A 24,142-nucleotide genomic window follows, 5' to 3' on the forward strand; every position below is an offset into this window, starting at 1 on the left:
ATCCGGTCACAATCCACCCGAGCGATCCGGCAGCGGACACGCTTCGTCGAAGAACTGGGAGTTGTACGCCGCCAGGCGCCAGCACTCGACACCGTCGTGCCGGACACCTCTGTCGAGGACGAGCCACGCGCAGTTCTCCAGCCCTCGGAAGGCCTTCGCCTGGTCCGGGGCAAGTTCCATCAGCTCGAAGGCACCCACCCGTGCCGCCAGACCGTGCATGACCACGGCGACCACGGAGCCGTCCGGTGCGCCCTCGCCGATCTCGGTGAGCGCCTCCGCGGTCCGGGCGGCCACCTGCCGCACGGACTCTCCCCCACCGCGCACGACGTCGAGCCCCGCCTCCTCGGCGATGAGGACCTTCGTGAACTCGGCGCCGATCTGGTCTTTGGTGCGGCCGGCCCAGTCGCCGACGTTGATCTCACGCAGGCGCGGGTCACGCGTCACGGGGAGGCCGATGATCTCACCGAGGATGTCCGCGGTCTCCGCCGCCCGCAACAGGTCGGAGGAGAACAGATGCGTGATCCCATATCGGGCGAGGGCGGGCGCCGCCGTCCGGGCCTGGGCGCGACCGGTGTCGTTGAGCGGGATATCCACCTGGCCCTGCCACCGATGATCCAAGTTCCAGTCGGTCTGTCCGTGGCGCCAGATGATCATGCGGGAGGCCGTCACCGGCCCTCCTCGACCGCCAACTCAACGCGCGGGCAGTCCCGCCACAAACGTTCGAGGGCATAGAACGCACGCTCTTCGGTGTGTTGCACATGCACAACGAGGTCCAGATAGTCGAGGAGCACCCAGCGGTTCTCCCGGTCTCCCTCGCGGCGGACGGGCCGCGCATCGAAGTCCTCGCGCAGCCGCTCCTCGATCGCGTCCACGACCGCACCGACCTGGCGGTCGTTGGCGGCGGTCGCCAAGAGGAACACATCGGTGATCGCGAGTTGCTCGGTGACGTCGAAAGCCATGAGGTCGGTGCCGAGTTTGTCGGCAGCGGCCTCCGCAGCCGCCTGCGTCATGGCGAGGGCGAGTTCGGTGGCGCTCATGCGTCCTTTCCGGGATCCTCGGCCACCGGTTCGTCCGGCACATAGAGGCCCCGCTTGTTGATGTATTGCACGATTCCGTCGGGCACCAAGTACCAAATCGGCAAGCCCTCGCCCACCCGTGTCCGGCATTCGGTGGACGAGATCGCCATCGCCGGGACCTCCATCAACGTGATCTTGTCCTCCGGCAGGTGCTGCACTGCTGGGGAAGCCAGCTCCACCCCCGGCCGGGAGACCCCGACGAAGTGGGCCAGGTCGAACAACTCGTCGGCACCCCGCCAGGTCAGAATCTGGGCCAGCGCATCCGCACCGGTGATGAAGAACAGGTCGACCTGGTCGCCGCGCACCTGACGGAGGTCCTTGAGGGTGTCGACCGTGTAGGTCTCCCCCGGTCGCTCGATGTCCACCCGGCTCACCGTGAAGTGCGGATTGGACGCGGTGGCGATAACGGTCATCAGATAGCGGTCCTCCGCGGAGGACACCTTGCGGCCCTTTTTCTGCCACGGGATGCCCGTGGGCACGAAGACCACTTCGTCCAGCCCGAACCGGGCGCCGACCTCACTGGCGGCGACGAGGTGACCGTGGTGGATGGGATCGAAGGTGCCACCCATGACGCCAAGGCGATAGCGGCCGTTGGCGTTCGGTGGGCGGCGCAGACCGGGTGTGTCGGACACAGGCGGGTCAGTCAGGGATGCGGCGGATGATCAGGAGTGCGGGCGCGAGGCTCCGATGGCCAGCACCCAGGCGAGCCCGATGAGGGCGATGACCAAGGCGATCAGACCGAAGAACGGCGCGGGCACCGGGAGGTGGTTGAGACCTTCGAGGGGAATCAGCATGGGCCGAAGAATACCCATGCTCCACCGGCTTTGTCCCCGTGTGGGCGCTTGATGGGCAAGATCGCGCGTCGTCGGCGCAGACCGGGCATCAGTCCCTGGTTTGCCCCTGTCCGACGACCACATATTTGGTCGAGGTCATCTCCGGCAGCGCCATCGGGCCCCGCGCGTGGAGCTTCTGGGTGGAGATGCCGATCTCGGCGCCGAACCCGAACTGCTCACCGTCGACGAACCGGCTCGATGCGTTGACCAGCACGGCCGCGGCGTCAACCTCCCCGGTCCACCGGCGCGACGACTCGAGACTCTGCGTGACGATCGTCTCGGAATGGCCGGACGTGTGGATGTGCACATGCTCGAGCGCTTCGTCGAGGCCGTCGACGATCTTCGCCGACAGGTCGAGCGACAGCCATTCCTCATCGAAGTCGCCCGCCTCGGCGGCGACGACGCCCTCACCCGCGAGCGCGGCAAACTTCTCCTCGGCATGGACGGTCACCCCGTGTTCGGCCATCGCGGCCAAGGCCTTCGGCACGAAGTCCTCGGCGATGTCGCGGTGCACCAGCAGCGTCTCCGCCGCGTTGCACACGGACGGCCGCTGCACCTTGGCGTTGATGAGGATCTTGAGCGCCATCTCCAGATCGGCCGTGGCATCGACGAACAGGTGACAGTTGCCGGTGCCGGTCTCGATCACCGGCACCTTGGCGCCCTCGACGACCGCGTTGATCAGCCCTGCGCCCCCGCGCGGAATCAGCACGTCCACGACCCCGCGGGCGGCCATCAACTCGGCGGTCACCTCCCGACCCCCCTCGACGAGTTGCACCGAATCAGCCGGCAGACCCGCCTGTTCGAGGCCGGCGCGCAGTGCCTCGACGATGGCGGCGTTGGAGGTGGCCGCCGAAGACGATCCGCGCAACAACACCGCGTTGCCCGACTTGAGGCCGATGCCTGCCGCGTCCGCGGTCACGTTGGGGCGCGCCTCATAGATGATGGCGACCACGCCGAGGGGCACCCGAACCTGGCGTACCTCCACCCCATTCGCATTCGTCCACCCACGCACGACGTCACCCACCGGATCGGGCAGGGCAGCGAGCTGGCGCAATCCGTCGACCATGCCATCGAGACGGGCATCGGTGAGGCGCAGCCGGTCCACCAGCGCCGCCGAGGTCCCGGCCTCCTCGGCGCGGCGGATGTCCTCTCCGTTAGCCGCCAGGACCGGCTCACGGGCCGCATCCAGGGCGTCGGCCATCGCGTGCAATGCGGCGTCCTTGGCCTCCCGCGAAGCGGTCGCGAGGGTTCGGGCGGCGGTGCGGGCCAGCGGGCCCTGATCGGCGAAGAGCATGTGGGAGAGGATACCCGGAACGCTCCCCTGTCTCGGCCGGCCGGGCGTGCGGCGTGAGTACGCTGGCAGGAAGCAGGAGGGATCCTCGTGAGCAGACCGATTCCGCAGCACACGGCGGTGCCGGGACACCCGGGTGTCACCATGATCGACGGGGGCGCCGAGCGCCCCACACTGGTGTCCACCCTCGGCGCCTTCTCCCGCCTCGACCCGTTCGAGACCGATCGCTATCAGCGCTTGGCCGCGCTCCAGCATCGCCGCATCGCCATCGTCGAGACGCCCGGTTGGACCAAGGGCACCAAGCTCGATCGCACGGCTCGCGAGGAACTTCGCAAAGGTCACTTCGCGGGCGTGGGTCGGTCCATGGGGCAAGCCGTCGCCGCTGTCGCCGATCTCGACACCGGGTCACCGGTGAGTGTGCTCGGCTATTCGATGGGATGCTCGACCGCTACGGCCATGGCCCACTGGTTCGCCCGCGAGGGCGTCCCGGTGTGCCACCTCACGCTCGTCGAACCGGTCGCCATCACCCCCCGCCATCCCTCCGTGCTGTTCGCCCGCAACAGCTGGGAAGGCCTGTTCTCCGCCAAGCACCTGCGGGAGAACCACGGCCTCGCCGAGATCCCCACGCCCTCTCTTGCGTCCTGGGGCGACCGACGCCGGATCCCGGAACCACTGCACCTGCTGTGGGCATTGTCCCGCGGCCGGCTCGCCGAACAGGTGACCGCCCTCGCCCGGTCCGCCCCCGGACTGGCGATCACGCTTATCCACGGCAGTGCCAGCCGGCTCGTGTCGAAGAAGGACCTGCGCCGGCTGTCCGCCGCCCTGTTGGGGCTCGGTGTCCGCGTGCAGGTCCAGACGGTCGGTGGCGCGCACCACGCGCTGTGGCACAGCCGCCCGACCGTGGATCGACTCGCCCAGGCGATCGGCTGAGCCGGGCTCCGCCGGGCGCGCGGTCAGTCGAGCCTGTCGATCTCGATCCGGGGTTCGATCACGGCGTCCTCATCGGGCCGCACGCGGCCCGAGTGGATCGATTCGGCGAAATGACAGGCGACCTTGTGGCCGGGTCTGATCTCGCGCAAGGGCGGGACCTCGGTCTCGCACCGGGCATCGGGTTTCCACGGACACCGTGTGTGGAACCGGCACCCGGTCGGCGGGTTCGCCGGGCTGGGGAGGTCACCCGACAGCAGGATTCGCTCGCGACTGTCCTCAACCTCGGGATCGGGCACGGGGATCGCGGACAGCAGCGCAATCGTGTAGGGATGCAGCGGATCCGCATACAGATCGTCGGAGGAGGCTTCTTCGACGAGGGTCCCGAGATACATCACCCCAATGGTGTCGGAGATGTGCCGGACGACGGCGAGGTCATGGGCAACCACGACATAGGTCAGACCGAAGGCGTCCTGCAGCCGCTCGAGCAGGTTGAGGACCTGCGCCTGCACGGACACGTCGAGTGCGGAGACCGGTTCGTCGGCGATGACGAGATCGGGATTGAGAATCACCGCACGGGCGATTCCGATCCGCTGCCGCTGGCCACCGGAGAACTCGTGGGGATATTTCTCCAGCACCGACCGCGGCAGTCCCACCATCTCCAGCATGCTGACGGCCTTGGCGAGATAGGACTTCGCCGAGTTCTTGCCGAACTCATCCCGGTCGACCTCGGAAAGCCCGTGGACGGTCAGCGGCTCGATCAGCAGCGACTGGATCGACTGGCGCGGATCGAGGCTCGCCATCGGGTCCTGGAAAACCATCTGCATGCGCCGGCGCATCGTGCGCAGCTGTTCGCCCTTCAGGCCGGTGATGTCCCGGCCGTCGAACTCGATCGTGCCGCCGGCCGTCTCCTCCAGACGCAGCAGCGCACGGCCCAGCGTGGACTTGCCGCAGCCCGACTCTCCGACCAACCCATAGGTCGCACCGCGCGGGACGGTGAGGTCGACTCCGTCGACGGCCTTGACGTGGCCGACGGTGCGGTCGAAGAACAGGCCCTTGCGGATCGGATAGTGCACCTTCAGGTCGGTGACGCGGATCATGGCGTCGGGCGCAGCCGCGGTCATGCCGCTCGCGGGCGCCGGTTCTGTCGTGTGGTCGGTCATGCGCGCGCCTCCTGTCCAGCCGGATGGACGCACCGCACCAGATGGTCGGGTGCGAGTTCGGCCAGCGCGAGATCGCCGCGCACGCAGGCGTCGGTCGCGTGGACGCAGCGCGGGGCGAAGGCGCATGCCTTCGCCCAACTCACGGTGTCCCGGGGCGTTCCCGGGATGGGCGTGAGGGTGGCCCCGCGGTCGGCGTCCAACCGCGGGATCGAGTTGAGCAACCCCTCGGTGTAACGGTGCATCGGGTTCCCGAACAGCTCTCGTCGACCGGCCTGTTCGACGATGCGGCCCGCGTACATCACGTTCACACGGTCGCAGAGACCCGCCACGACGCCGAGGTCGTGGGTGATCATGATCATCGCGGTGCCCAGGTCGGTGACGAGTTCCGCGAGAAGCTCGAGGACCTGCGCCTGGATGGTCACGTCGAGAGCCGTGGTGGGCTCGTCGCAGATCAACAGCTTGGGCCGACAGGCCAGTGCGGTCGCGATGAGCGCCCGCTGGCGCATGCCGCCGGAGAGCTGATGGGGGTATTCACCGAACCGCCGAACCGGATCCGGGATGCCACAGCGCCTCAGGAGGTCGATGGCCTCCGACTTGGCCGCAGCTCGCGACATCGATCGGTGGGCGTGCAGCACCTCGGTCACCTGGGTGCCGACAGTGACGACGGGGTTGAGCGAGGACATCGGGTCCTGGAACACCATCGCGAGCTCGGACCCTCGATAACGGGCCAGTTCCCGCTTGGACAGGCTGAGGAGGTCCTTCCCCTGATACAAAACCTGCCCACTGACCCGGACGCCGCGGGCGGGCAACAGGCCCATCACCGCCATGGAGGTCACGGACTTGCCGGAGCCGGATTCGCCGACGATCCCGATGATCTCGCCCGATCGGACATCGAAGTTGACGCCGTCGACAGCCCGGAAGCCCTCCTGCTTCCTGCCGCCGAACACGACCTCGAGTTCCCGGACGGACAACAGGACATCCAGGGAGTCCTTGGCGCCGGAGGCCGCGCCGGGTGTCACAGCGGTCATGTCACTTCCTCGTCTTCGGGTCGAGGGCCTCGCGCAGGGCTTCGCCGAGCAGGGTGAAACCGAGCGCTGTCACCGCGATGCACAGACCGGGCAGCAGCGTGAGGTGAGGATAGGACTCGAGGCGTTCCTGGGCCTTCACCAACATGCGGCCCCACTCGGCGACCGTCGGGTCGGGTGCGCCCATGCCCAGATAGGACAGGGCCGCGACCTCGATGATGGCCGTCGCCAGGATGAGCGTCGCCTGCACGATCACGGGGCCGAGCGAGTTGGGCAACACGTGGCTGAGGACGATCGTGCGGCGGCGCAACCCGAGTGAGGTTGCCGCGAGGACATAGTCCTGCTTGCGCTGCTTGAGCATCGAACCGCGGAGCAGTCGAGCGAACACCGGCACCTGGGCGGCGGCGATTGCCACCATGAGCGCCTCGGGGCGCCGGCCCATGATCGCGGCCACGCTGACCGCCAGCAACAGGGCCGGGATCGACAGCAGGATGTCGACGATGCGCATCACGAGGGTGTCGACCCATCCCCCGAACGCCCCGGCGAGCAGCCCCAGCACCGCCCCGCCGAGCAGGCCGAGCAGCGTGGAGACCACACCGATGATGAGGGATTGGCGGGCGCCATAGATCAGCTGGGTGAGCAGGTCGGAGCCGAACGGGTCGAGGCCGAGGGGGTGTTCGGCGCTGAAGTCGGGCAGCCGTGACGGGGTCACCTGGTTCGCCCACTCGGTCGTCCCGGGCCGGTAGGGCGCGAGGAAAGGCGCGAAGAGTGCCACCAGGATGAACGCCACGACGATGATCGCGCCGACGATGGCGGCCGGGTTGCGACGGAGGCGATGGAAGGCGCCGACCCAGAGGCTGGTGCCGGTTTCGTTGCCGTCCGTGCGGTCGCCCATGGCGTCGGTGAGAGCCTGCGGGCGGGGCGCGTTGGCTTCGGCCTGGGTCTCGTCGATGGGTGGCTGGATCGTCACTGCACACGCATCCTCGGGTCGAAAACGCCATAGAGCAGGTCGACGATCAGGTTCACCACGGCATAGACGACGGCGATGAAGATGATGAAGCCCTGCAGGACGGCGTAGTCCAGGGTGGAGATCGCCTCGAACAGATAAGACCCGATCCCGTTGAAGGCGAACACCGATTCGGTGAGGACCGCGCCGGAGAGCAGTTGCCCGGTCAGCAAACCGATCATGGTGACCACCGGCAGCATCGCGTTCTTGAGCACATGGCGCCGGGTGATCAGTGCTTGGGCCAGGCCCTTGGCGGTCGCGGTGCGCACATAGTCCTCACCGAGCACCTCCAGCACCGAGGCCCGGGTCATGCGCGTGATCGCCGCGAGCGGGATGGAGCCCAGGGCCAGCCCGGGCAGGATCAGATGCTTGAAGGCGTCCCAGGCGGCATCCCACTCGCGGGTGAGGAGTCCGTCGAGGACATAGAGGTTGGTGATGTGGGTCGCGTCCAGGCGTACGTCCTGGCGGCCGGAGGAGGGCAGGATCGCGAGGAACTCCAGCCCCGGCAGTCCGATCGCGAACACGATTTTCAACAGGTACGCCAACACGAAGACGGGGATGACCACGCCGAGAAGGGAACTGCCGACGGCGGTCAGATCCAGAAATCCCCCGGCCCGCTTCGCCGCGAAATAGCCCAGCGGGATGCCGACCACGATCGCGAACAGCAACGCTGCGAGGGCCAGCTCGATGGTGGCGGGGAACCGCAGGAGGAACGTGTCGAGCACCGGCTCGCCGGTCCGCGGCGAGGCGCCGAAGTTGCCCTGAAGGAGTTGTCCGACATAGCTGAAGTACTGGACCACGAGCGGCTCGTTGAAGCCGTACTGCTCGTTGAGGCGTTCCACGGCCGCCGGCGTGCCCTTGTCCCCCAGCAATGCGCGCGCGGGGTCTCCGGGGAGGGCACGGAGCCAGATGAACAGGAGCACGCTCAACCCGAACAGCACGGGCAGGAGCAGCAGGAGCCTGCGCACAACGAACCGGAACATGGGATTCCTAGGGCGTTAACGGTGCCGGGCACGGATCGGCCCGAGCGGCGACATGGAGCCACCGCCCGGGCCGTCCGCAGGTGTCACCGGGTGACGGTGACGGTGTTCCAGACCTCGTCCTGGACGGGGCTCGGGTCATAGCCCTGCACCCCTTCGCCGAAGGCGAGGGACGGAGCCGGGTGCGCGATCGGCACGCCGGGCGCGAACTGCGCGATCTTGCGGTTGATGTCCTGATAGGCGGCTTCCTGCTCCTCCTTGGTGGTCAGCCCACGGGCACGCTGGAGGTCAGCGAACAGCTCCGGATTGTCGAAGCCCCACTCCGTGGCCTTCTTGCCGAAGAAGACGCCGACGAAGTTGTCCGGATCGTTGTAGTCGCCGGTCCAGCCGAGCATGTGCACGTCACGCTTGTCGATGCCGTCGGGCCCCTGGACCATGTCGATGTAGTCGGGGGTCCACTTGGCCGTCACCGGCTCGACCGTGATTCCGACCGCCTCGAACTGGGACTTGATGGCGACGAAGGTGTCCTCCGGGGTCGGCATGTAGGGCCGCGAGACCCCGGTCGGATAGGCGAACTTCAGCGTGAGGTTCTCCTGACCGGCTTCCTTGAGCAGCGCCTTCGCCTTCTCCGGGTCATAGGAGTAGGCCTCGACGTCCGCGGCATAGCCGTTGACCATGTCGGGCATGAACTCGATCGCCGGCACGCTGCCCTCGGGCAGCGACTGCTTGATGACCGCGTCCTTGTCGATCGCATAGTTGAGCGCCTGGCGGACCCGCACGTCCTGCAGTGCCGGGTTCACGTTCTGGTTGATGCCCAGATAGAGGACGTTGAAGGCCGGGCGGTTCAGCACCTGGAAACCCTTGTCCTTCAGCGCCTGCACATCGGCCGGCGCGACGAGGTCATAGCCGTCGATGTTGCCGGCCTGGAGCTCCTGCGTGCGGGCCTTGGCGTCCGAGATGATCCGGACGATCGCTCGGCTGATCTTGGCCTTCTCGCCGTGATAGTCGTCGTTGCGGACCAGGACGACCTGCTGGCCGCGATCCCACTTCTCGAACTTGAACGGACCGGTGCCGGTCGGGTGCGCGGTCGCGTATTCCGAGAAGCGCGGATCGGTCTCGGTGCCCTGTGTGTCGTCGGCGTTGTATTCCTCCATCGCCGTCGGCGACTGCATTGAGAACGCGGGGAGGGTCATGGCATCGACGAATGCCGCGAACGGCTGGTTCAGCGTGACCGTGACCTCCGTGGGCGACTTCGCCTCACAGCCCTCATAGATGCCGGGGGTGCCGCCGTTCTCGGGGTTGCGATAACCCTGGAAGAGCTTGCCGTAGTAGTAGGTGATGTTCTCGTTCTGGTTCAGGCCCTTCCAGTCGGCCCAACGCTCGAAGTTGGCGCACACCGCCTCAGCGTTGAAATCGGTGCCGTCGTGGAACTTGACCCCGGACTTCAGGGTGAAGGAGTGTTCCTTGCCGTCCTCGGAGCTCTCCCACGCGGTAGCGAGAAGCGCCTCTGGCTCGGTGGTGCCGGGCTTCACCGACACCAGCCCCTCGAAGATCTGGCGCGCGATGCGGAAGCTCTCGCCGTCGCTGGCCATCGCCGGGTCGAGCATGACCGGGTCGGAGGAACCGGCAAAGATGAACGTGTCCTGGTCGGTCCCGCCCTGACCGCCGGCGTCGCCGGTGCCGTCGCGCTGGCTCTCTGCACAGGCCGCCAGGCTGAGCGACATGGCCAATGCCGCTGCGCCTGCGAGGACCTTGCGATGAAGTGTGTTCACAGTCACCTCGATGTGTTGAAACGGATGGCGGCACACTACCTTCAGGGGACGGGCCCGAGCAGCGAGGTTTGCATCACAATTCGGCACCTGTTTCCCCGGCGCCGGATCGCGACCGAAGGGGGACCGGACGCGCGGCGGACCGGTGGCTAGGCTGATCTTCACGCCACGCGTGGTGGGTGCCCAACAACCGACCCAGGGAGAGCTCGTGTCGCCGACGGAGACCGCGGAAGAGACCGCCAAGACAGAGTTGCTGGCCGAGGTGTCGGACCGTGCCGGCGAGGTCGCCGAGCAATGGGGTGCCGACGCCGACCAAGCACGGGAGTTCCTCAACCACTATTTCCTGCACGTCGACGCCCGCGAGGTGATCGAGCTCGACGCCGACGAACTGCTCGGCGGGGTCGTGGCACATCTCGAGCTGGCCCGGCACCGGCCCACGGGCACGACCAACGTGCGGGTCTGGTGGCCGACGCTCGAGGACGACGGGTGGGAGAACCCGTCCGCAGTCATCCAGGTCGTCCACCAGGACCTGCCGTTCCTCGTCGACACGGTGACGATGGAGGTCCTGCGGCAGGGCTGGCAGCTCCGGCAGGTGGTCCATCCCCAGTTCTTGGTCCGGCGCGACGCCGAGGGCAGCTTGCTGGAGGTCGTCCACACCGACCGCGCGGGAGATCCGGACGTCCAGGGCGAGTCCTGGATCCACGTCGATGCGACCCCGCCGCTCGGCGCCGAGGACGAGGCGTACGCGGAGCTGGAGCGCGGCCTGCGCGAGGCGCTCGGTCTCGTCACGACGTGCGTGGACGACTGGGGACCCATGCGGGAGCGGCTCCAGGAGACGATCCGGCTGCTGCAGGAACGGCCGGTGCCCTATTCGTTCAGTCAGGTCCGTTCGGCCATGGAGCTGCTGGAGTGGCTGGGCGACGAGCACTTCACCTTCCTGGGCTATCGGGAATACCGGCTGGGAGAGGACGAGGACGCGCGGTTCCAGCCGGTGCCCGGCACCGGACTCGGCCTGCTGCGCGGTGACGAGGAAGCACCCGACGCGTTCCAGGCGCTGCCGCCCACGGACAAGAAGCCGTCGCTGGTCATGGTGACCAAGGACAGCACGCGGTCCCGGGTCCACCGTCCGGTCGATCTGGACTATGTGGGGGTCCGGTTGTTCGACGAGGACGGCGAAGTCATCGGGGAGCGCCGGTTCCTGGGGCTGTTTGCGGCGACGGCGTACACCGACTCCGTCAACTCCATCCCAGGCCTCGCCGACAAGGCCCGCGAGATCCTCGAGCATTCCGGCTATTCGCCCGACTCGCACGGCGCCAAGGCGATCCAGGCGACGCTGGAGAGCTATCCACGCGATGAGCTCTTCCAGACCCGCAGCGAGCACCTCGCCCCGCTCATCGAATCGATCTCGCGACTGCGCGAGCGCCGCCAGGTGCGGCTGTTCCTGCGCCGCGACTTCTATGGCCGCTATGTGTCCTGCCTCGTCTTCCTCCCCCGCGACCGCTATGTCACCAGGGTGCGGACGGCTATCGAACGCATCCTGCTCGACCGGTTGGGCGGTGAGTCCCTCGCCTTCTCCGCGCGCTCGACGGAATCATTGCTGGCGCGCCTGCACTTCGTGGTGCGCCTCGGGCCCGACTCGCCGTCCGATGTCGACGTGCCCGCGCTGGAGGCCGAGCTCGCCGAGGCCGCCCGCAGCTGGGAGGATCGCTTGGCCGGCCAGGCCCAGGGCCATCCCGAACAGGCCGAGCTGCTGCCGTTGGCCGCCGGTCTGTCGGAGGGCTACAAGGAGGATTTCACCGCCCGCCAGACCGTGCTCGACCTTGCGGAACTGCGCGCGCTCAAGAACGACTCCGACATGCGGATGGTCATGTTCGTCCCTGACGTCGACCACGACCAAGCGGATCTGCGGCTCAAGGTGTTCCGCAAGAACGCGACGATGTCCCTCTCGGAGGTCCTCCCCCACCTCAGCCTGCTCGGCGTGGATGTGATCGACGAGCGACCCTATGAGTTCGACCTGCCCGGCCTGGGCCACACCGCGATCTATGACTTCGGGCTGCACATCCGGGGTGGCCGCGACCGGCTGCCCGACTGGACTCCCGCCGCCCGGGAGCGCTTCAACGATGCGTTCCGTGCCTCCTTCACCGGCCGGGCGGAGGCGGACCGGCTGAACGGTCTGGTCACCGCGGCCGGGCTCACGTGGCAGGAAGTGTCCTGGCTGCGCCTCATCGCCCGCTATCTCAAGCAGGTGGGCGTGTCCTGGTCCCAGGAATCGATCGCCAAGGCACTGCTGGAGGAGGTCGAGGTCACCGGTCGGCTGATGCGGCTGTTCCGCGCCAAGTTCGACCCCGATGCGATGGACGGCGTCGAAGCCGACGCGCGTGCCCTCCTGCTCGAGGAGCACAACGCCGCGATCATCAGTGCGCTGGACGAGGTCGCGAGCCTCGAACACGATCGCATCATCCGGGCGTTCCTCTCGGTGATCAACGCCACTGTGCGCACGAACGCCTTCCGGGACCACATCGCGCTGGCCTGCAAGATCCTGCCGCAGGAGCTCTCCTGGATCCCCGAGCCGCGACCTGCGTACGAGATTTTCGTCTGCTCACCCATCCTCGAGGGCGTCCATCTCCGATTCGGCGAGGTGGCCCGCGGCGGCCTGCGCTGGTCCGACCGGCGCGACGACTTCCGCACCGAAGTGCTCGGCCTGGTGAAGGCCCAGATGGTCAAGAACGCCGTGATCGTGCCCGTCGGGGCGAAGGGCGGGTTCTGTCCCAAGAAGCTGCCCGACCCGAGCCACGACCGGCGCGCCTGGCAGGAAGCCGGCAAGGCTTGCTACCGGGTGTTCATCAATGCGCTCCTGGACGTCACCGACAACCTGGTCGAGGGAGAGGTCGTGCCGCCCGAGGGCGTGCTGCGCTATGACGACGACGACCCCTATCTGGTGGTCGCGGCCGACAAGGGCACCGCGACGTTCTCCGACACCGCCAACGAGATCGCGGTCAAGCGCGGCTTCTGGCTCGGGGACGCGTTCGCCTCCGGCGGGTCGGCAGGCTATGACCACAAGGGCATGGGCATCACCGCCCGGGGCGCCTGGGTATCAGTGCAGCGCCACTTCCGCGAGATGGGCATCGACACCCAGAACGAGGAGTTCACGTGTGTCGGCGTCGGTGACATGTCCGGCGACGTGTTCGGCAACGGCATGCTGCTCAGCCGCCACCTCAAGCTGGTCGCCGCGTTCAACCACCAGCACGTCTTCCTGGATCCCGACCCGGACCCCGAGGCCACATGGAACGAACGCAAGCGCCTGTTCGACGCGGGTGAGGGCTGGGGTGGCTATGACACCTCGCTGATCTCCGCAGGCGGTGGCGTCCATCCGCGCACCGCCAAGTCGATCGCCATCACCGATGAGGTCCGCGAGGTGTTGGGCCTCGACGGGGAGACGACCGAGCTGTCCCCGACCGAGTTGATCAGCGCGATCCTGCGGGCCCCGGTCGACCTGCTCTGGAACGGCGGCATCGGCACCTATGTGCGGGCCTCGGACGAGACCAATCCCGAAGTCGGCGACAAGACGAACGACTCGCTCCGCGTCACCGGCGCCGAGCTGCGGTGCAAGGCGGTCGGTGAGGGCGGGAACCTCGGCTTCACGCAGCGCGGGCGGATTGAGTACGCCCGGGCCGGCGGCCGCATCAACACCGATTTCATCGACAATTCCGCGGGCGTGGACACCTCCGACCACGAGGTCAACATCAAGATCCTGCTTGCCGACGAGGTGCGCTCGGGACGGATGAGCATCGAGGAGCGCAACGAACTGCTGGGGTCGATGACCGATCTGGTCGCCGAACACGTGCTCGCGCACAACTATGACCAAAACCTCGCGATGGCCAGTGCGGTCGACCAAGCCACCGCGATGGCAGGGTCCTATGAGCGCTGGATGCAGACGCTGACCTCCCTGGGGCTGCTCGACCGGGAGCTGGAGGAACTGCCGTCGACCGACGACATGGCCCACCGGATGGAGCACGGGCAGGGACTGACGGCGCCGGAGCTCGCGACTCTGTTGTCGTACACCAAGATCTGGCTCGAGCAGGAGCTCCTCGCCTCGGATCTGCCCGATGATCCGTATCTCGAGGACCGGTTGATCCAGTACTTCCCGGAGCCCCTGCGTGAGCGGTTCGCCGATCAGATGCGCCACCACCGGCTCCACCGCGAGATCATCACCACGGTCGCGGTGAACCGCTTCGTCAACTCCAGTGGCGCGACGACCGGCATGCGACTGTGCACGGAGACCGGGGCGAAGATCGCCGAAGTAGTCCGGGCCCAGCTGGCGGCCCGCTCGATCTTCCGGGTCGGCGTGCACGAGGACCAGTCCGCCGCGCTGGACAACGCGATCGACGCGTCGGTCCAGACCCGGATCCGCCTCGATCTGCGCAACCTGGTCGAACGCACCACCCGGTGGTTGCTGCGGCATCGCGAGTCTCCGCTCGACGTCCAGGCCACGATCGACGAGTTCGTGGACGATGTCCAGGAGATCAAGGGTCACCTGAGCGAATGGCTGGGCGCGAAGGCGCAGGAGGAACTGGGCGAGCGGATGGCGGAGTACGCCGAAGCGGGCGTCCCGGAGGAACTCGCGCGCGTCGCGGCCGAGTCACCGTTCCTGCCGCAGGCGTTGCCGATCGTGCAGACCGCACACCAGCAGGGCCGGCCGGTCGGCCTGGTCACGCGTGTCACCGCGATGCTCTCCCAGGACCTGGGCCTGGACATGCTCCAGGATCAGGTCGCCGCCCTGCCGCGGCAGGACCGGTGGGACGCGCTCGCGCGCGCAGCACTGCGGGACGACCTGCTCCAGGCCCGGGCCGACCTGACAGCGCAGGCGCTGAGGGCGGCGCCCGAGTCGGAGGACTCCGACGAGGTTGTCGAGGCGTGGCGGGCCAGTGCGAACGGACAGGCGGAGACCCGGCGTACGCTCGCCGCGGTCTGTGACGGCGATCCCGACATCGCCCGGTTGTCCGTGGGGTTGCGGGCGGTGCGGTCGCTGTTGAGCACGCCGGAGGGCTGAACGGTCTGACGGCGGTTCCTTTGCCTGTCAGGACACCTGAGTGGCACCCACCAGGTTGACCATGACATCGCGGTGAACCGCCACCCGTTCCCACTCGGGCCCGAACTTCTCCCCCACCTCGGCGATGGACCGACCGCGGACCAGGCGGAGTTCGTGCGAGGTGAAGTTGACCAGTCCCCGTGCGACGACGGTGCCGTCGGGGGCGATGATGTTGACCGGCTCGCCCGCTTCGAAGTCCCCGGTGACCTCGGTGATGCCGACCGGGAGCAGGGAGGCGTTGCGCTCGACGACAGCGCGCACGGCGCCTGCGTCGAGGTGGACCTGGCCAGCCGCATAGGAGGCGTGCTGCAGCCACAGCTGCCGGGTGGGCCGGCGCTTGCCGGTGGCGGTAAAGCGGGTGCCGACGTCCTCGCCGGCCAGCGCCGCGGCCGCGTTGTGGGCCGCGGTGATGAGGACCGGGATGCCCGCTGACGTGGCGATTCCAGCCGCCTGGATCTTGGTGGTCATGCCACCCGTGCCCACCCGCGAGCCGGTCCGGCTCGTGTCGACCCCGTTGAGGGCGTCGGGCGACTCGACAACGTCGATCCGGCGGGCGTTGGGTTTGGAGGGGTGGTCCGTGTACAACGCATCCACGTCGCTGAACAGGAACAACGCGTCGGCATGCACCAACTGCGCGACGAGCGCTGCGAGGCGGTCGTTGTCGCCGAACCGGATCTCGTGGGTCGCGACGGTGTCGTTCTCGTTGACGATGGGGATCACACCCAGGTGCAGGAGCTTCTGAAACGTCGCGTGGGCGTTGCGATAGTGCTGCTGGCGGGTCACGTCATCGACAGTGAGCAGGACCTGGCCGACCGGCCACCCGTATTCGTGGAATCGCCGGGTGTAATGCGCGACCAGGAGCCCTTGACCCACCGACGCGGCCGCCTGCTGAGTGGGCAGGTCGTTGGGTCGCCGAGTGAGTCCCAACGGCTCCAGACCGGCCGCGATCGCACCGGACGAGACCAGGACGACTTCGCGGCCGACGCTGCGGGCGGCCGCCAGGGTGTCGACCAGTGCCTGCACCCGGTCTGGGTCGAGGCGCCCGTCGGCTTCCGCGGTCAGCGACGACGAGCCGATTTTGACCACAATCCGCTTCGCCTCACCGAAGGTCCGCTCGGCCCGCCCATTGGTCATCGGGCCTCTCCGTCCGGGCCGTCGTTGCGACCAGGCTTCTGTGGCGCCGCGCCCGGGCCCTTGCGGCGTGGGTCGGCGTACTGCCGCCGCATCCCCTGGGTCTCGGCCTGCTCCTCCTCGGCGCGAGCCGCATGATATTCGGCGTCCTTGGCGCGCCGGCGAGCCGCCGCCGGACGCTCCTCGGTGAGGCGGATGTCCTCCCCGCGGCGGGTCAGGATCTCCGCACCGGTGTCGATCTGGGGTGCGAAGTCGAACACCACGGCATCCTCGCCACCGATCGCGACGGCGTCGCCGGCCTGAGCACCCAACTCCAGCAGCTTGTCCTCGATGCCGAGCCGGTTCAGCCGGTCGGCCAGATAGCCGACGGCCTCCGGGTTGCCGAAGTCCGTCTGGCGCACCCAGCGCTCGGGTTTGGTGCCACGCACACGCCACATGTGGCCACCCTCGCCGTCGCCGATGCGCTTGATCGTGAACTCCTGGCCACCGTCGACCGGCTTGGGTCGGATCACAATGCGCGGCGGCTCGGGCGGCGGCAGCGCGGCGCGGCGCTCGCGCACAAGCGCGGCCATCGCATAGGTCAGCCCTTTGAGGCCTTCGCCGGTCTTGGTCGAGATCGTGAACACCGGCCAGCCGCGCGCTTCGAGATCCGGCCGGACCATCTCGGCCAGCTCGGCCCCGTCCGGCACATCGGCCTTGTTGAGCGCGATGAGGCGGGGCCGGTCCTCCAGTCCGCCGTGCGCGGCCAGTTCGCCCTCGATGATCTCGAGATCGGACACGGGATCACGACCCGGCTCGAACGTCGCTGTGTCGAGGACGTGGACCAGTGCCGCGCAACGCTCGATGTGACGCAGGAAGTCGAGGCCCAGACCTCGGCCCTCGGAGGCACCCTCGATCAGGCCGGGCACGTCGGCAACCGTGAACGTCGTGTCGCCCGCCACGACCACCCCGAGGTTCGGCACCAGCGTGGTGAACGGATAGTCCGCGATCTTGGGCCTGGCCCGCGAGATCGCGGCGACGAGCGAGGACTTGCCGGCACTGGGAAACCCGACGAGGCCGACGTCGGCGACGACCTTGAGCTCCAGACTGATCCGGCGGCTCTCGCCTTCCTCGCCCAGCAGCGCGAAGCCGGGCGCCTTGCGGGCTGCGGTCGCGAGCGCGGCGTTGCCCAAACCGCCCTTGCCGCCGGCCGCGACGACCAGCTCGGAATCCGCGCCGGTCAGATCCGCCAGGACCTCGTGCGTCTCGGCATCGGTCACGACCGTGCCGTCAGGGACGCGCAGGACGATGTGCTCACCGTTTGCACCGTTCTGGTTGTCACCGCGCCCCGGCTGACCGTTCGTGGCCCGGCGCTTCGACTGGCGGTGATATTCGACGAGCGTCGTGAGGTTGGGATCAACCCGGAGGACCACCGAGCCGCCGTCACCCCCATTGCCGCCGTCGGGACCGCCGAGCGGCTTGAACTTCTCCCGATGCACCGAGACGCACCCGTGACCGCCGTTGCCGCCGGCAACCTCCAGGGTGACCTGATCGACAAAGGAAGGTATGGCCATGACGCAACATCCTATGAGAAAGGCAAAGGGCGACTCCCTCAGTGGGAGCCGCCCTGAGCGGTTGAACTGGGTGCAGGACCGTTCCTGCAACAGGCCCGTGCCCGGCCGACGTGAGCGGGCAGAGAGCCGGCGTACGCCTCACTCGGCGGCCGCGGCCTCCAGAGCCTTGATGTTGACCACGCGACGACCACGACGGGTGCCGAACTCGACGTGGCCCTCACGGAGCGCGAACAGGGTGTCATCGCCACCGCGGCCGACACCGTCGCCCGGGTGGAAATAGGTGCCACGCTGACGCACGATGATCTCGCCGGCGTTGACCAGCTGACCGCCGAAACGCTTCACGCCGAGGCGCTGCGCATTCGAGTCGCGACCGTTCTTGGTCGACGATGCGCCCTTCTTTGTTGCCATGGCTCAGTCCCTCCTCAGGCCTCGATGCCGGTGACCTTGACCTGGGTGTAGCGCTGGCGATGGCCCTGACGCTTCTTGTACCCGGTCTTGTTCTTGTATTTCTGGATCCGGATCTTCGGACCCTTGGTCTCCGCCAGCACCTCAGCGGTGACCGTGGCCTTGCCCAGCGAGTCGGAGTCCGAGGTGACGGTTTCGCCGTCGACCAACAGCACCGGCTGCAGTTTGACATTGGAGCCGACCTCGTCGGTGACCTTGTCGATCTCGACGACGTCGCCCACGGCAACCTTGTGCTGGCGGCCGCCACTACGCACGATCGCGTACACGCCTGACCTACTCTCTGTCTTCGTCGGTTGAGCCACTCGTCTCGCAGGACAGCAATCGAACCGGCTCGGTCTGTGGGATGTGCCCGGATCACGCGACGGCATGACCGCAGAACACCGAGGACCCAATGTACGCGCGCTCGCGGCCCCGGTCAAACCGAGGAATCGCCCGCCGGCCGCACGAATCAACTGGCGTGCCGCTGACGCAGGCTCCTATAGACACCGAGCACCACGTCCTTCTCCTCCTCTGTGAGGACAGGGTCAGCCAGGATGGCGGTCTCTGCGTTGGTCTGCTCTGCGGGATCGGGCTTCTCCAGGACACCCGACTGGCTCAGGAGATATTCCGTGGAGATGTTGAGCGCTTCCGCGATCGACCGCACGACCTTCAGCGACGGCTGATGCAATCCACGCTCGATCTGACTGAGATAAGCGTTCGAGACATTGCTCAGTGCCGCGAGCTGACGCAACGACATGGCAGAGAGCTGACGCTGGGCGCGGATGAACGAACCCATGGAGGGGCTGTTGAGCAAGGCATCCGGTCCGGCCTTCTTTCGCTCTTCGGCCGATTCGGCCGTCCGGCCGGAGGCGTGCTGTGCGGAGGACACTCTGGCTCCTCTCTCTCTGCTGATGGGCACTTCTTTCTGCTGCTGAGGTGCACTGTTCTCTGCTGATGTCCACTGTCGACTCTAAGCGGTCGCATGGTCCGGGACAGTGGATTGAAGCACACGCCCCGGCAGGTGTCGCTCGATTCATTGAACAGGCAGGACGCCCGACGGAACATGGGCGAGGCCCCGCTTTCCCTGTGCACACAAGGATATCGGACCCCGTGCCCTCTAATGGAACGCCTCGATTGACTTCCCAAGCGGCCGCTGCGTAGTATTTCAATCGTTCCGCCAAGGACACAAGCCACCGGAAGGAAAGTCATGAACATCACCGAGCAGTACTACTCGAACGCCAAGGAAGCTCAGGCCAAGTGGGCCGAGGCCATGAAGTCCGTCTTCGACGAGACCAAGAAGGCCTTCGACGGCCAGACCCTCGCCGTGGACAGCGCGTCCGCTGGTGAGCGTGTCCAGCAGGGCATCGACCAGGTCTTCGACTTCTGGGCCAAGGCCATCGAGTTCAACCGCGACCTGGCCAAGAAGGTTGCCGACGCGAACGTTGAGTACCTGAACGTTCTGCAGCGCCAGGCCGAGGCCGCCGGCGAGCAGGCCCTCGCTCGTTTCGAGGAGGCCCGTCAGCGCGCTGAGAAGGTTGCCAACGAGACCCAGGACGCGCTGGCCAAGTCCGCCGCTGAGCTCGAGAACTCCGCCACCCAGGTTGCCGAGCGGGCGACCCAGCAGTTCGAGAAGAACGTCAACGCGGCTGCCGAGCAGACCGTGAAGATGAGCCAGAAGGCTGCTGAGGAGACCCAGAAGGCCGCGGACCAGGCTGAGAAGGCCACCTCGCGCGCTCGCTCCTCCGCCACCAAGCAGGCCTGAGCTTAATCAGACCCAGACGGAGGTCGAGTCGATCTGACTCCTTCTTCGTGGGCGGGGCCCCATCCGTGATCCGGATGGGGCCCTTCCGCTTTCCCTCAGTCAAGACCTCATCCGTGACCCGGATGGGGTCTTTCTGCATGTCAGGGCTTGCTCGGCAGGTGCTGCTCCAACCATTGCGTCGTGCGATCCCAGGCCAGGGTCGATGCTTCCGGGTGGTGCAGGGGTCCGTCGGAGTTGTCGAACGCGTGGTCCGCACCCTCATAGGTGAAGAAGGTGGTGCGCGGCTGCTCGATGAGGACCGACTCAAGGTGGCGCACAGCGTCGGCATCGATGTATTGATCCGCCAGACCGAAGTGGTGCAGGCTCGGCGCGGCCACGGTTGTGGTGTTCACGAGATCGGCGAGCGCCGAGCCATAGAAGCTGACCAGGGCGTCGATGCCCTTTCCCCCGCCGTCAACCGTTTCGAGATGGGCGGCGACCGCGAAACCCAGGCCGCCACCGAAGCAAAAGCCGACGATGGCCGTCCCTGCGGTGACGGCATCGAGCGCCCGGACGTGCTGGACGGCGGATGCGCCGTCGAGGACAGCCTCGTGCCAGTCCAGCTCGGTCACTTTGCCGATCGCCCGGTCGATCGGATCCCATCCGAACGGCCCGACATCCTCGCTGCGCCAATAGATCTCCGGAGCGACCACGACATAGCCGAGCTCGGCCAGGTCCTCGGCACGTCTCCGGACGTAGTCGCTGATCCCGAAGATCTCCTGGAACAGGACCACACCGGGCCCGACTCCGGATTCGGGCAACCAGAGGTGGGCAGGCATCTGCTGGTCGTCGTGGGTGACGACACTCGTCATTGAGCTCGGCATGAGCTGACGATAACCCGTCCGGACTTGTCGAGGTTGTCACCCGCCGCAGCGGGTCACCCCGCCTAGCTGTACCTAGCCAGCTGGAGAGTCGTCCTCCGCCGGGGAAGCCAGTTCCTCGACCTCCGAGGCATTCTGCTCTGCGGGGTCGGCGGAGCCCGGTTCAGCGGAGTTGCCACCGGCCCGTTCCGCGTCGTCGGCAGGGACCTGGAGGTCCGGCTGCGGAGCGTCAGCGGGCGTGTCGGCCACGTCGGCGTCCTCTGCCGGCGTCTGGTCCTCCCCCTCCGCGGAGGTCTCCGCGGCGTCGTCCGCGTCAGCATTGCGGGACGACGAACGGCTCCTGGATCGACTGCGTCGGCTCCGACCGCCGGATTGACCCGATGCGCGCTCAGCGGTGTCTCTGCCCGAGTCGGAGGTCGTGCTGCCCGATCGGTCGTCGCCACTCGACTCGCCATTGCCCGGACTGTCAGCGGAACCATCGTTGTCCGCCGTGCCGTCGTTCTGGCTCTGGCCGCCGTTGCCGGACCGGCCGTGACCGGAGGTGCTCGACGAACCCGAGGTGCCCGAGTTGCCCCCGGCGCCCTGACCCGATCCGCTGTTTCGGCCACGACCCCGACGACCGCGTCGCTCGCCCCCGTCGGCCTGCGACTGGGACTCGACCGGCATGTCGTGGATCTCGAAGCCACGCCCCTTGCAGGCCTCACAGGTTTCGGTGAACGCTTCGGCGAGACCGGTGCCGATCTTCTTGCGGGTCATCTGCACCAAACCGAGGCTGGTGACCTCGGCAACCTGGTGCCGTGTCCGATCGCGACCGAGGCACTCGACGAGCCGGCGCAACAGGAGTTCCCGGTTGCTGGGCAGGACCATGTCGATGAAGTCGATCACGATGATGCCGCCGATGTCCCGGAGTCGGAGCTGGCGCACCACCTCTTCCGCCGCCTCCAAGTTGTTGCTCGTCACGGTGGCCTCGAGATTGCCGCCGGAGCCGGTGAACTTGCCGGTATTGACGTCGATAACCGTCATCGCCTCGGTCCGGTCGATGACCAGAGAACCACCGGACGGCAGATAGACCTTCCGCTCCAGGGCCTTGGCGATCTGCTCGTCGATGCGGTGGACAGCGAACACGTCCCCGCGGTCGCCGTCCCAGCGCTCGATGCGCTCGGCGAGGTGCGGCGCGACATGGCTGACATAGCCGGTCACCATGTCGTAGGCGTCATTCGATCCGCCGTTGCCGTCGATGATCAGCTTGCCGAAGTCCTCGGTGAACAGATCCCGGACGATGCGGACGGTGGCGTCGGGTTCGGCGTACAGCTGCGCCGGAGCCACTCCGCTCTTCACCTTCTTCTCGATCGTCTCCCACTGGGCTTTCAGCCGGTTGACGTCCCGAACGAGTTCGTCCTCGGACGCTCCCTCGGCAGCCGTTCGCACGATCACGCTCGCGTCCTCGCCGACCAGCTCGGACAGAATGCCCTTCAACCGCTTGCGCTCGGTGTCGGGCAGCTTGCGCGAGATTCCGGAGAGGTGGCCACCGGGCGAATAGACGATGTATCGCCCCGGCAGCGAGATGTTGTTCGTCAACCGCGCGCCCTTTGCGCCGACGGGGTCCTTGGTCACCTGGACCAGGATCGTCTGGCCGGACTTGAGCACGTTCTCGACCTTGCGCTGTTGCCCCTCCGCGCCGAATGAGTCCCAGTCGACCTCTCCGGCGTAGAGCACCGCATTGCGGCCGCGGCCGATGTCGATGAAGGCCGCTTCCATGGACGGGAGGACGTTCTGCACCCGACCCAGATAGACGTTGCCGATCAGCGAGGTGGCCGATGCCCTGTCCACGTAGTGCTCAACGAGAACGTTGTCCTCGAGCACCGCGATCTGGGCGAGTTCCTCGTTCTGGCGGACAACCATCGTGCGCGCCACGGATTCGCGGCGGGCAAGGAACTCGGCTTCGCTGAGAATCGGAGTACGCCGACGTCCCGCTGCCCGCCCTTCGCGGCGCCGCTGACGCTTGGCTTCCATCCGCGTCGAGCCCTCGATGCCGGTGACCTCGTCCGCCGCCCGGCTGCGGCGGGGCTCACGCACCTTGACCACCACATCGGTGTCGGGATCGTCCTCCCCGCCGGTGTCCTCGCCGCGCCGACGGCGCCGCCGCCGGCGGCGCCGAGTGGTGCTGGCGCCCTCACCGTTGTCGTCAGCATTCGAGTCATCGCCATTGTCATCCGAATCGTCATCGGACGAGTCGCCGTCGCTGTCCTCGGAATCGGTGCTGTCGGAGTCGGTGCTGTCGGAGTCGTCCGATTCGCTGGTGTCGGCCGAACCGCTGCTGCGGCGCCGACGGCGCCCACCCCGGCGCCGCCGGCGGCGCCGTGTGCTCGTGCTCTGATCCTCACCCGAGTCGTCGCTGTCCGAATCATCGTCGGAATCGCCCGAGTCGTCGTCGGAATCGTCCGAGTCGTCATCATCGTCCGAGTCATCGTCGGAATCGTCCGAGTCGTCGTCGTCCGAATCGTCGGAGTCGTCATCGTCGTCATCAGAGTCAGCGCCGTCGCCGGGCTCACCAGAGTCAGAGTCGTCGTCGGAGCTGTCCTCGTCCGAGTCGCTCTCCTCGGAGTCGCTCTCCTCGGAGTCGGCCTCCTCGGAGTCGGCCTCCTCGGAGTCGTCCTCGTCGGAGTCATCGCCGATCCGGCGCTCGTCAGCGGGGTTGCGCAGCGAATCCTCCGCAGCCGCTGCCGTCGGGTCGTCCGCGGTGGCGTCAGTCGAGGGGGTCTCGCGCTCCTGTCCGGTGTCCGCAGCGCTGCCGTCCTCGGGCGCGGCGCCGGAGTCCTCCGACGAAGCGTTGTCGGCGGAATCGGCCTGCGGGTCGGCAGCCGCGCGCTTGCGGCTGCGACGACGGGCCAGCCCGTCCTCGTCGCTGCTCGCCCGGCTGCGGGAAGTCCGCTTGCGCGCAGGTCTTGCCGGTGCGTCTTCGGTTCCCTCGGTCGCGCCGGGCGTGTCCTCGGCCACGGAGGCGCCCAGCTGTGCCTGCATGCGGGCTTGGAGCTCGGCCTCGAAATCGGGCGATGGTCCGCCTTCGCTGACCGGCTTGGGCGGGCCGGCGGGGCGGCTGGCAGCGCGCCGGCGACGCGGCGGCGTGGGCAGATCGGACGATGTGGAATCAGTCGAAGCGTCCGGTTCGTCGAGCATGCGCTCTCCTTACCCGGCGTTTTTCACGCCGGTCACGTGCGCTGAATCGAGTGCGG

At 67.6% G+C, this 24,142-nt stretch carries 19 protein-coding genes and 1 pseudogene; 3 read left to right on the plus strand and 17 right to left on the minus strand.

Annotated features, from left to right (window positions below; translation table 11 throughout):
• Nucleotides 1-6 precede the first annotated feature (6 nt).
• The 5 genes from ACQ260_RS04930 to ACQ260_RS04950 all read right to left on the minus strand — a co-directional run bounded on the left by ACQ260_RS04930 (nucleotide 7) and on the right by ACQ260_RS04950 (nucleotide 3,203).
• On the minus strand, nucleotides 7-669 hold the full coding sequence (locus ACQ260_RS04930; RefSeq protein WP_432558267.1) for a histidine phosphatase family protein: 663 nt from the start codon (nucleotides 667-669) through the stop codon (nucleotides 7-9).
• Nucleotides 666-1,037 (minus strand): ribosome silencing factor, encoded by a 372-nt coding sequence (gene rsfS / locus ACQ260_RS04935; RefSeq protein ID WP_432558268.1) that lies wholly within the window; start codon nucleotides 1,035-1,037, stop codon nucleotides 666-668. Before rsfS ends, ACQ260_RS04930 begins: the two co-directional genes overlap by 4 nt.
• Complete coding sequence (gene nadD / locus ACQ260_RS04940) at nucleotides 1,034-1,708, minus strand: nicotinate-nucleotide adenylyltransferase (RefSeq protein ID WP_432558269.1); 675 nt, start codon at nucleotides 1,706-1,708, stop codon at nucleotides 1,034-1,036. The genes rsfS and nadD overlap by 4 nt, the downstream gene beginning before the upstream one ends.
• Before the next feature lie 30 nt (nucleotides 1,709-1,738).
• Nucleotides 1,739-1,870, minus strand: a complete 132-nt coding sequence (locus tag ACQ260_RS04945; RefSeq protein WP_432558270.1) for a hypothetical protein — start codon at nucleotides 1,868-1,870, stop codon at nucleotides 1,739-1,741.
• Nucleotides 1,871-1,958: 88 nt separating this feature from the next.
• Entirely contained in the window at nucleotides 1,959-3,203 is a 1,245-nt protein-coding gene (locus tag ACQ260_RS04950) for a glutamate-5-semialdehyde dehydrogenase (protein WP_432558271.1), read from the minus strand.
• Nucleotides 3,204-3,290: 87 nt separating this feature from the next.
• On the opposite strand from ACQ260_RS04950, the gene ACQ260_RS04955 reads away from it, so the two are divergent.
• On the plus strand, nucleotides 3,291-4,130 hold the full coding sequence (locus ACQ260_RS04955; protein WP_432558272.1) for an alpha/beta fold hydrolase: 840 nt from the start codon (nucleotides 3,291-3,293) through the stop codon (nucleotides 4,128-4,130).
• 23 nt (nucleotides 4,131-4,153) lie between these two features.
• On the opposite strand, the gene ACQ260_RS04960 is transcribed toward ACQ260_RS04955, so the two are convergent.
• The 5 genes from ACQ260_RS04960 to ACQ260_RS04980 form a co-directional block, all read right to left on the minus strand.
• Nucleotides 4,154-5,290, minus strand: coding sequence for an ABC transporter ATP-binding protein (locus ACQ260_RS04960; RefSeq protein ID WP_432558273.1), 1,137 nt, complete (start codon nucleotides 5,288-5,290; stop codon nucleotides 4,154-4,156).
• Nucleotides 5,287-6,318, minus strand: coding sequence for an ABC transporter ATP-binding protein (locus tag ACQ260_RS04965; protein ID WP_432558274.1), 1,032 nt, complete (start codon nucleotides 6,316-6,318; stop codon nucleotides 5,287-5,289). Before ACQ260_RS04965 ends, ACQ260_RS04960 begins: the two co-directional genes overlap by 4 nt.
• Nucleotide 6,319: 1 nt before the next feature.
• Entirely contained in the window at nucleotides 6,320-7,285 is a 966-nt protein-coding gene (locus tag ACQ260_RS04970; protein ID WP_432558275.1) for an ABC transporter permease, read from the minus strand.
• Complete coding sequence (locus ACQ260_RS04975) at nucleotides 7,282-8,304, minus strand: ABC transporter permease (protein WP_432558276.1); 1,023 nt, start codon at nucleotides 8,302-8,304, stop codon at nucleotides 7,282-7,284. Before ACQ260_RS04975 ends, ACQ260_RS04970 begins: the two co-directional genes overlap by 4 nt.
• 83 nt (nucleotides 8,305-8,387) lie before the next feature.
• Nucleotides 8,388-10,073 carry an ABC transporter substrate-binding protein gene (locus tag ACQ260_RS04980; RefSeq protein ID WP_432558277.1) on the minus strand — a complete coding sequence of 562 codons (1,686 nt, stop codon included), beginning with the start codon at nucleotides 10,071-10,073 and terminating at the stop codon, nucleotides 8,388-8,390.
• A 205-nt stretch (nucleotides 10,074-10,278) separates the two neighbouring features.
• Between ACQ260_RS04980 and ACQ260_RS04985 the strand changes: the two genes are divergently transcribed.
• Complete coding sequence (locus ACQ260_RS04985) at nucleotides 10,279-15,120, plus strand: NAD-glutamate dehydrogenase (protein WP_432558278.1); 4,842 nt, start codon at nucleotides 10,279-10,281, stop codon at nucleotides 15,118-15,120.
• Nucleotides 15,121-15,147: 27 nt separating this feature from the next.
• Here ACQ260_RS04985 and proB read toward each other — a convergent pair whose 3' ends face one another.
• From proB to ACQ260_RS05010, 5 genes are all read right to left on the minus strand, one after another.
• The gene (gene proB, locus ACQ260_RS04990; protein ID WP_432558279.1) at nucleotides 15,148-16,293 is read right to left on the minus strand and encodes a glutamate 5-kinase; all 1,146 of its coding nucleotides are present in this window, start codon (nucleotides 16,291-16,293) and stop codon (nucleotides 15,148-15,150) included.
• The gene (gene obgE / locus ACQ260_RS04995) at nucleotides 16,290-17,843 is read right to left on the minus strand and encodes a GTPase ObgE (protein WP_432558280.1); all 1,554 of its coding nucleotides are present in this window, start codon (nucleotides 17,841-17,843) and stop codon (nucleotides 16,290-16,292) included. Before obgE ends, proB begins: the two co-directional genes overlap by 4 nt.
• Before the next feature lie 138 nt (nucleotides 17,844-17,981).
• Nucleotides 17,982-18,251, minus strand: coding sequence for a 50S ribosomal protein L27 (rpmA, locus tag ACQ260_RS05000; RefSeq protein ID WP_432558281.1), 270 nt, complete (start codon nucleotides 18,249-18,251; stop codon nucleotides 17,982-17,984).
• Nucleotides 18,252-18,265: 14 nt separating this feature from the next.
• A complete protein-coding gene (rplU, locus tag ACQ260_RS05005; protein ID WP_432558282.1) occupies nucleotides 18,266-18,574 on the minus strand; it encodes a 50S ribosomal protein L21 in 309 nt (102 codons plus the stop codon).
• Nucleotides 18,575-18,756: 182 nt separating this feature from the next.
• On the minus strand, nucleotides 18,757-19,176 hold the full coding sequence (locus ACQ260_RS05010; protein ID WP_432558283.1) for a helix-turn-helix domain-containing protein: 420 nt from the start codon (nucleotides 19,174-19,176) through the stop codon (nucleotides 18,757-18,759).
• 318 nt (nucleotides 19,177-19,494) lie between these two features.
• On the opposite strand from ACQ260_RS05010, the gene ACQ260_RS05015 reads away from it, so the two are divergent.
• Nucleotides 19,495-20,049, plus strand: a complete 555-nt coding sequence (locus tag ACQ260_RS05015) for a hypothetical protein (protein ID WP_432558284.1) — start codon at nucleotides 19,495-19,497, stop codon at nucleotides 20,047-20,049.
• Between the two features lie 140 nt (nucleotides 20,050-20,189).
• On the opposite strand, the gene ACQ260_RS05020 is transcribed toward ACQ260_RS05015, so the two are convergent.
• The gene (locus tag ACQ260_RS05020) at nucleotides 20,190-20,912 is read right to left on the minus strand and encodes a dienelactone hydrolase family protein (protein WP_432558285.1); all 723 of its coding nucleotides are present in this window, start codon (nucleotides 20,910-20,912) and stop codon (nucleotides 20,190-20,192) included.
• A 567-nt stretch (nucleotides 20,913-21,479) separates the two neighbouring features.
• Nucleotides 21,480-24,086, minus strand: a pseudogene (locus ACQ260_RS05025) (Rne/Rng family ribonuclease); the annotation flags it as partial.
• Nucleotides 24,087-24,142 lie beyond the last annotated feature (56 nt).

Origin of the sequence: Ammonicoccus luteus (genome assembly GCF_050880385.1) — a bacterium.
Taxonomy (GTDB): Bacteria; Actinomycetota; Actinomycetes; order Propionibacteriales; family Propionibacteriaceae; genus Enemella.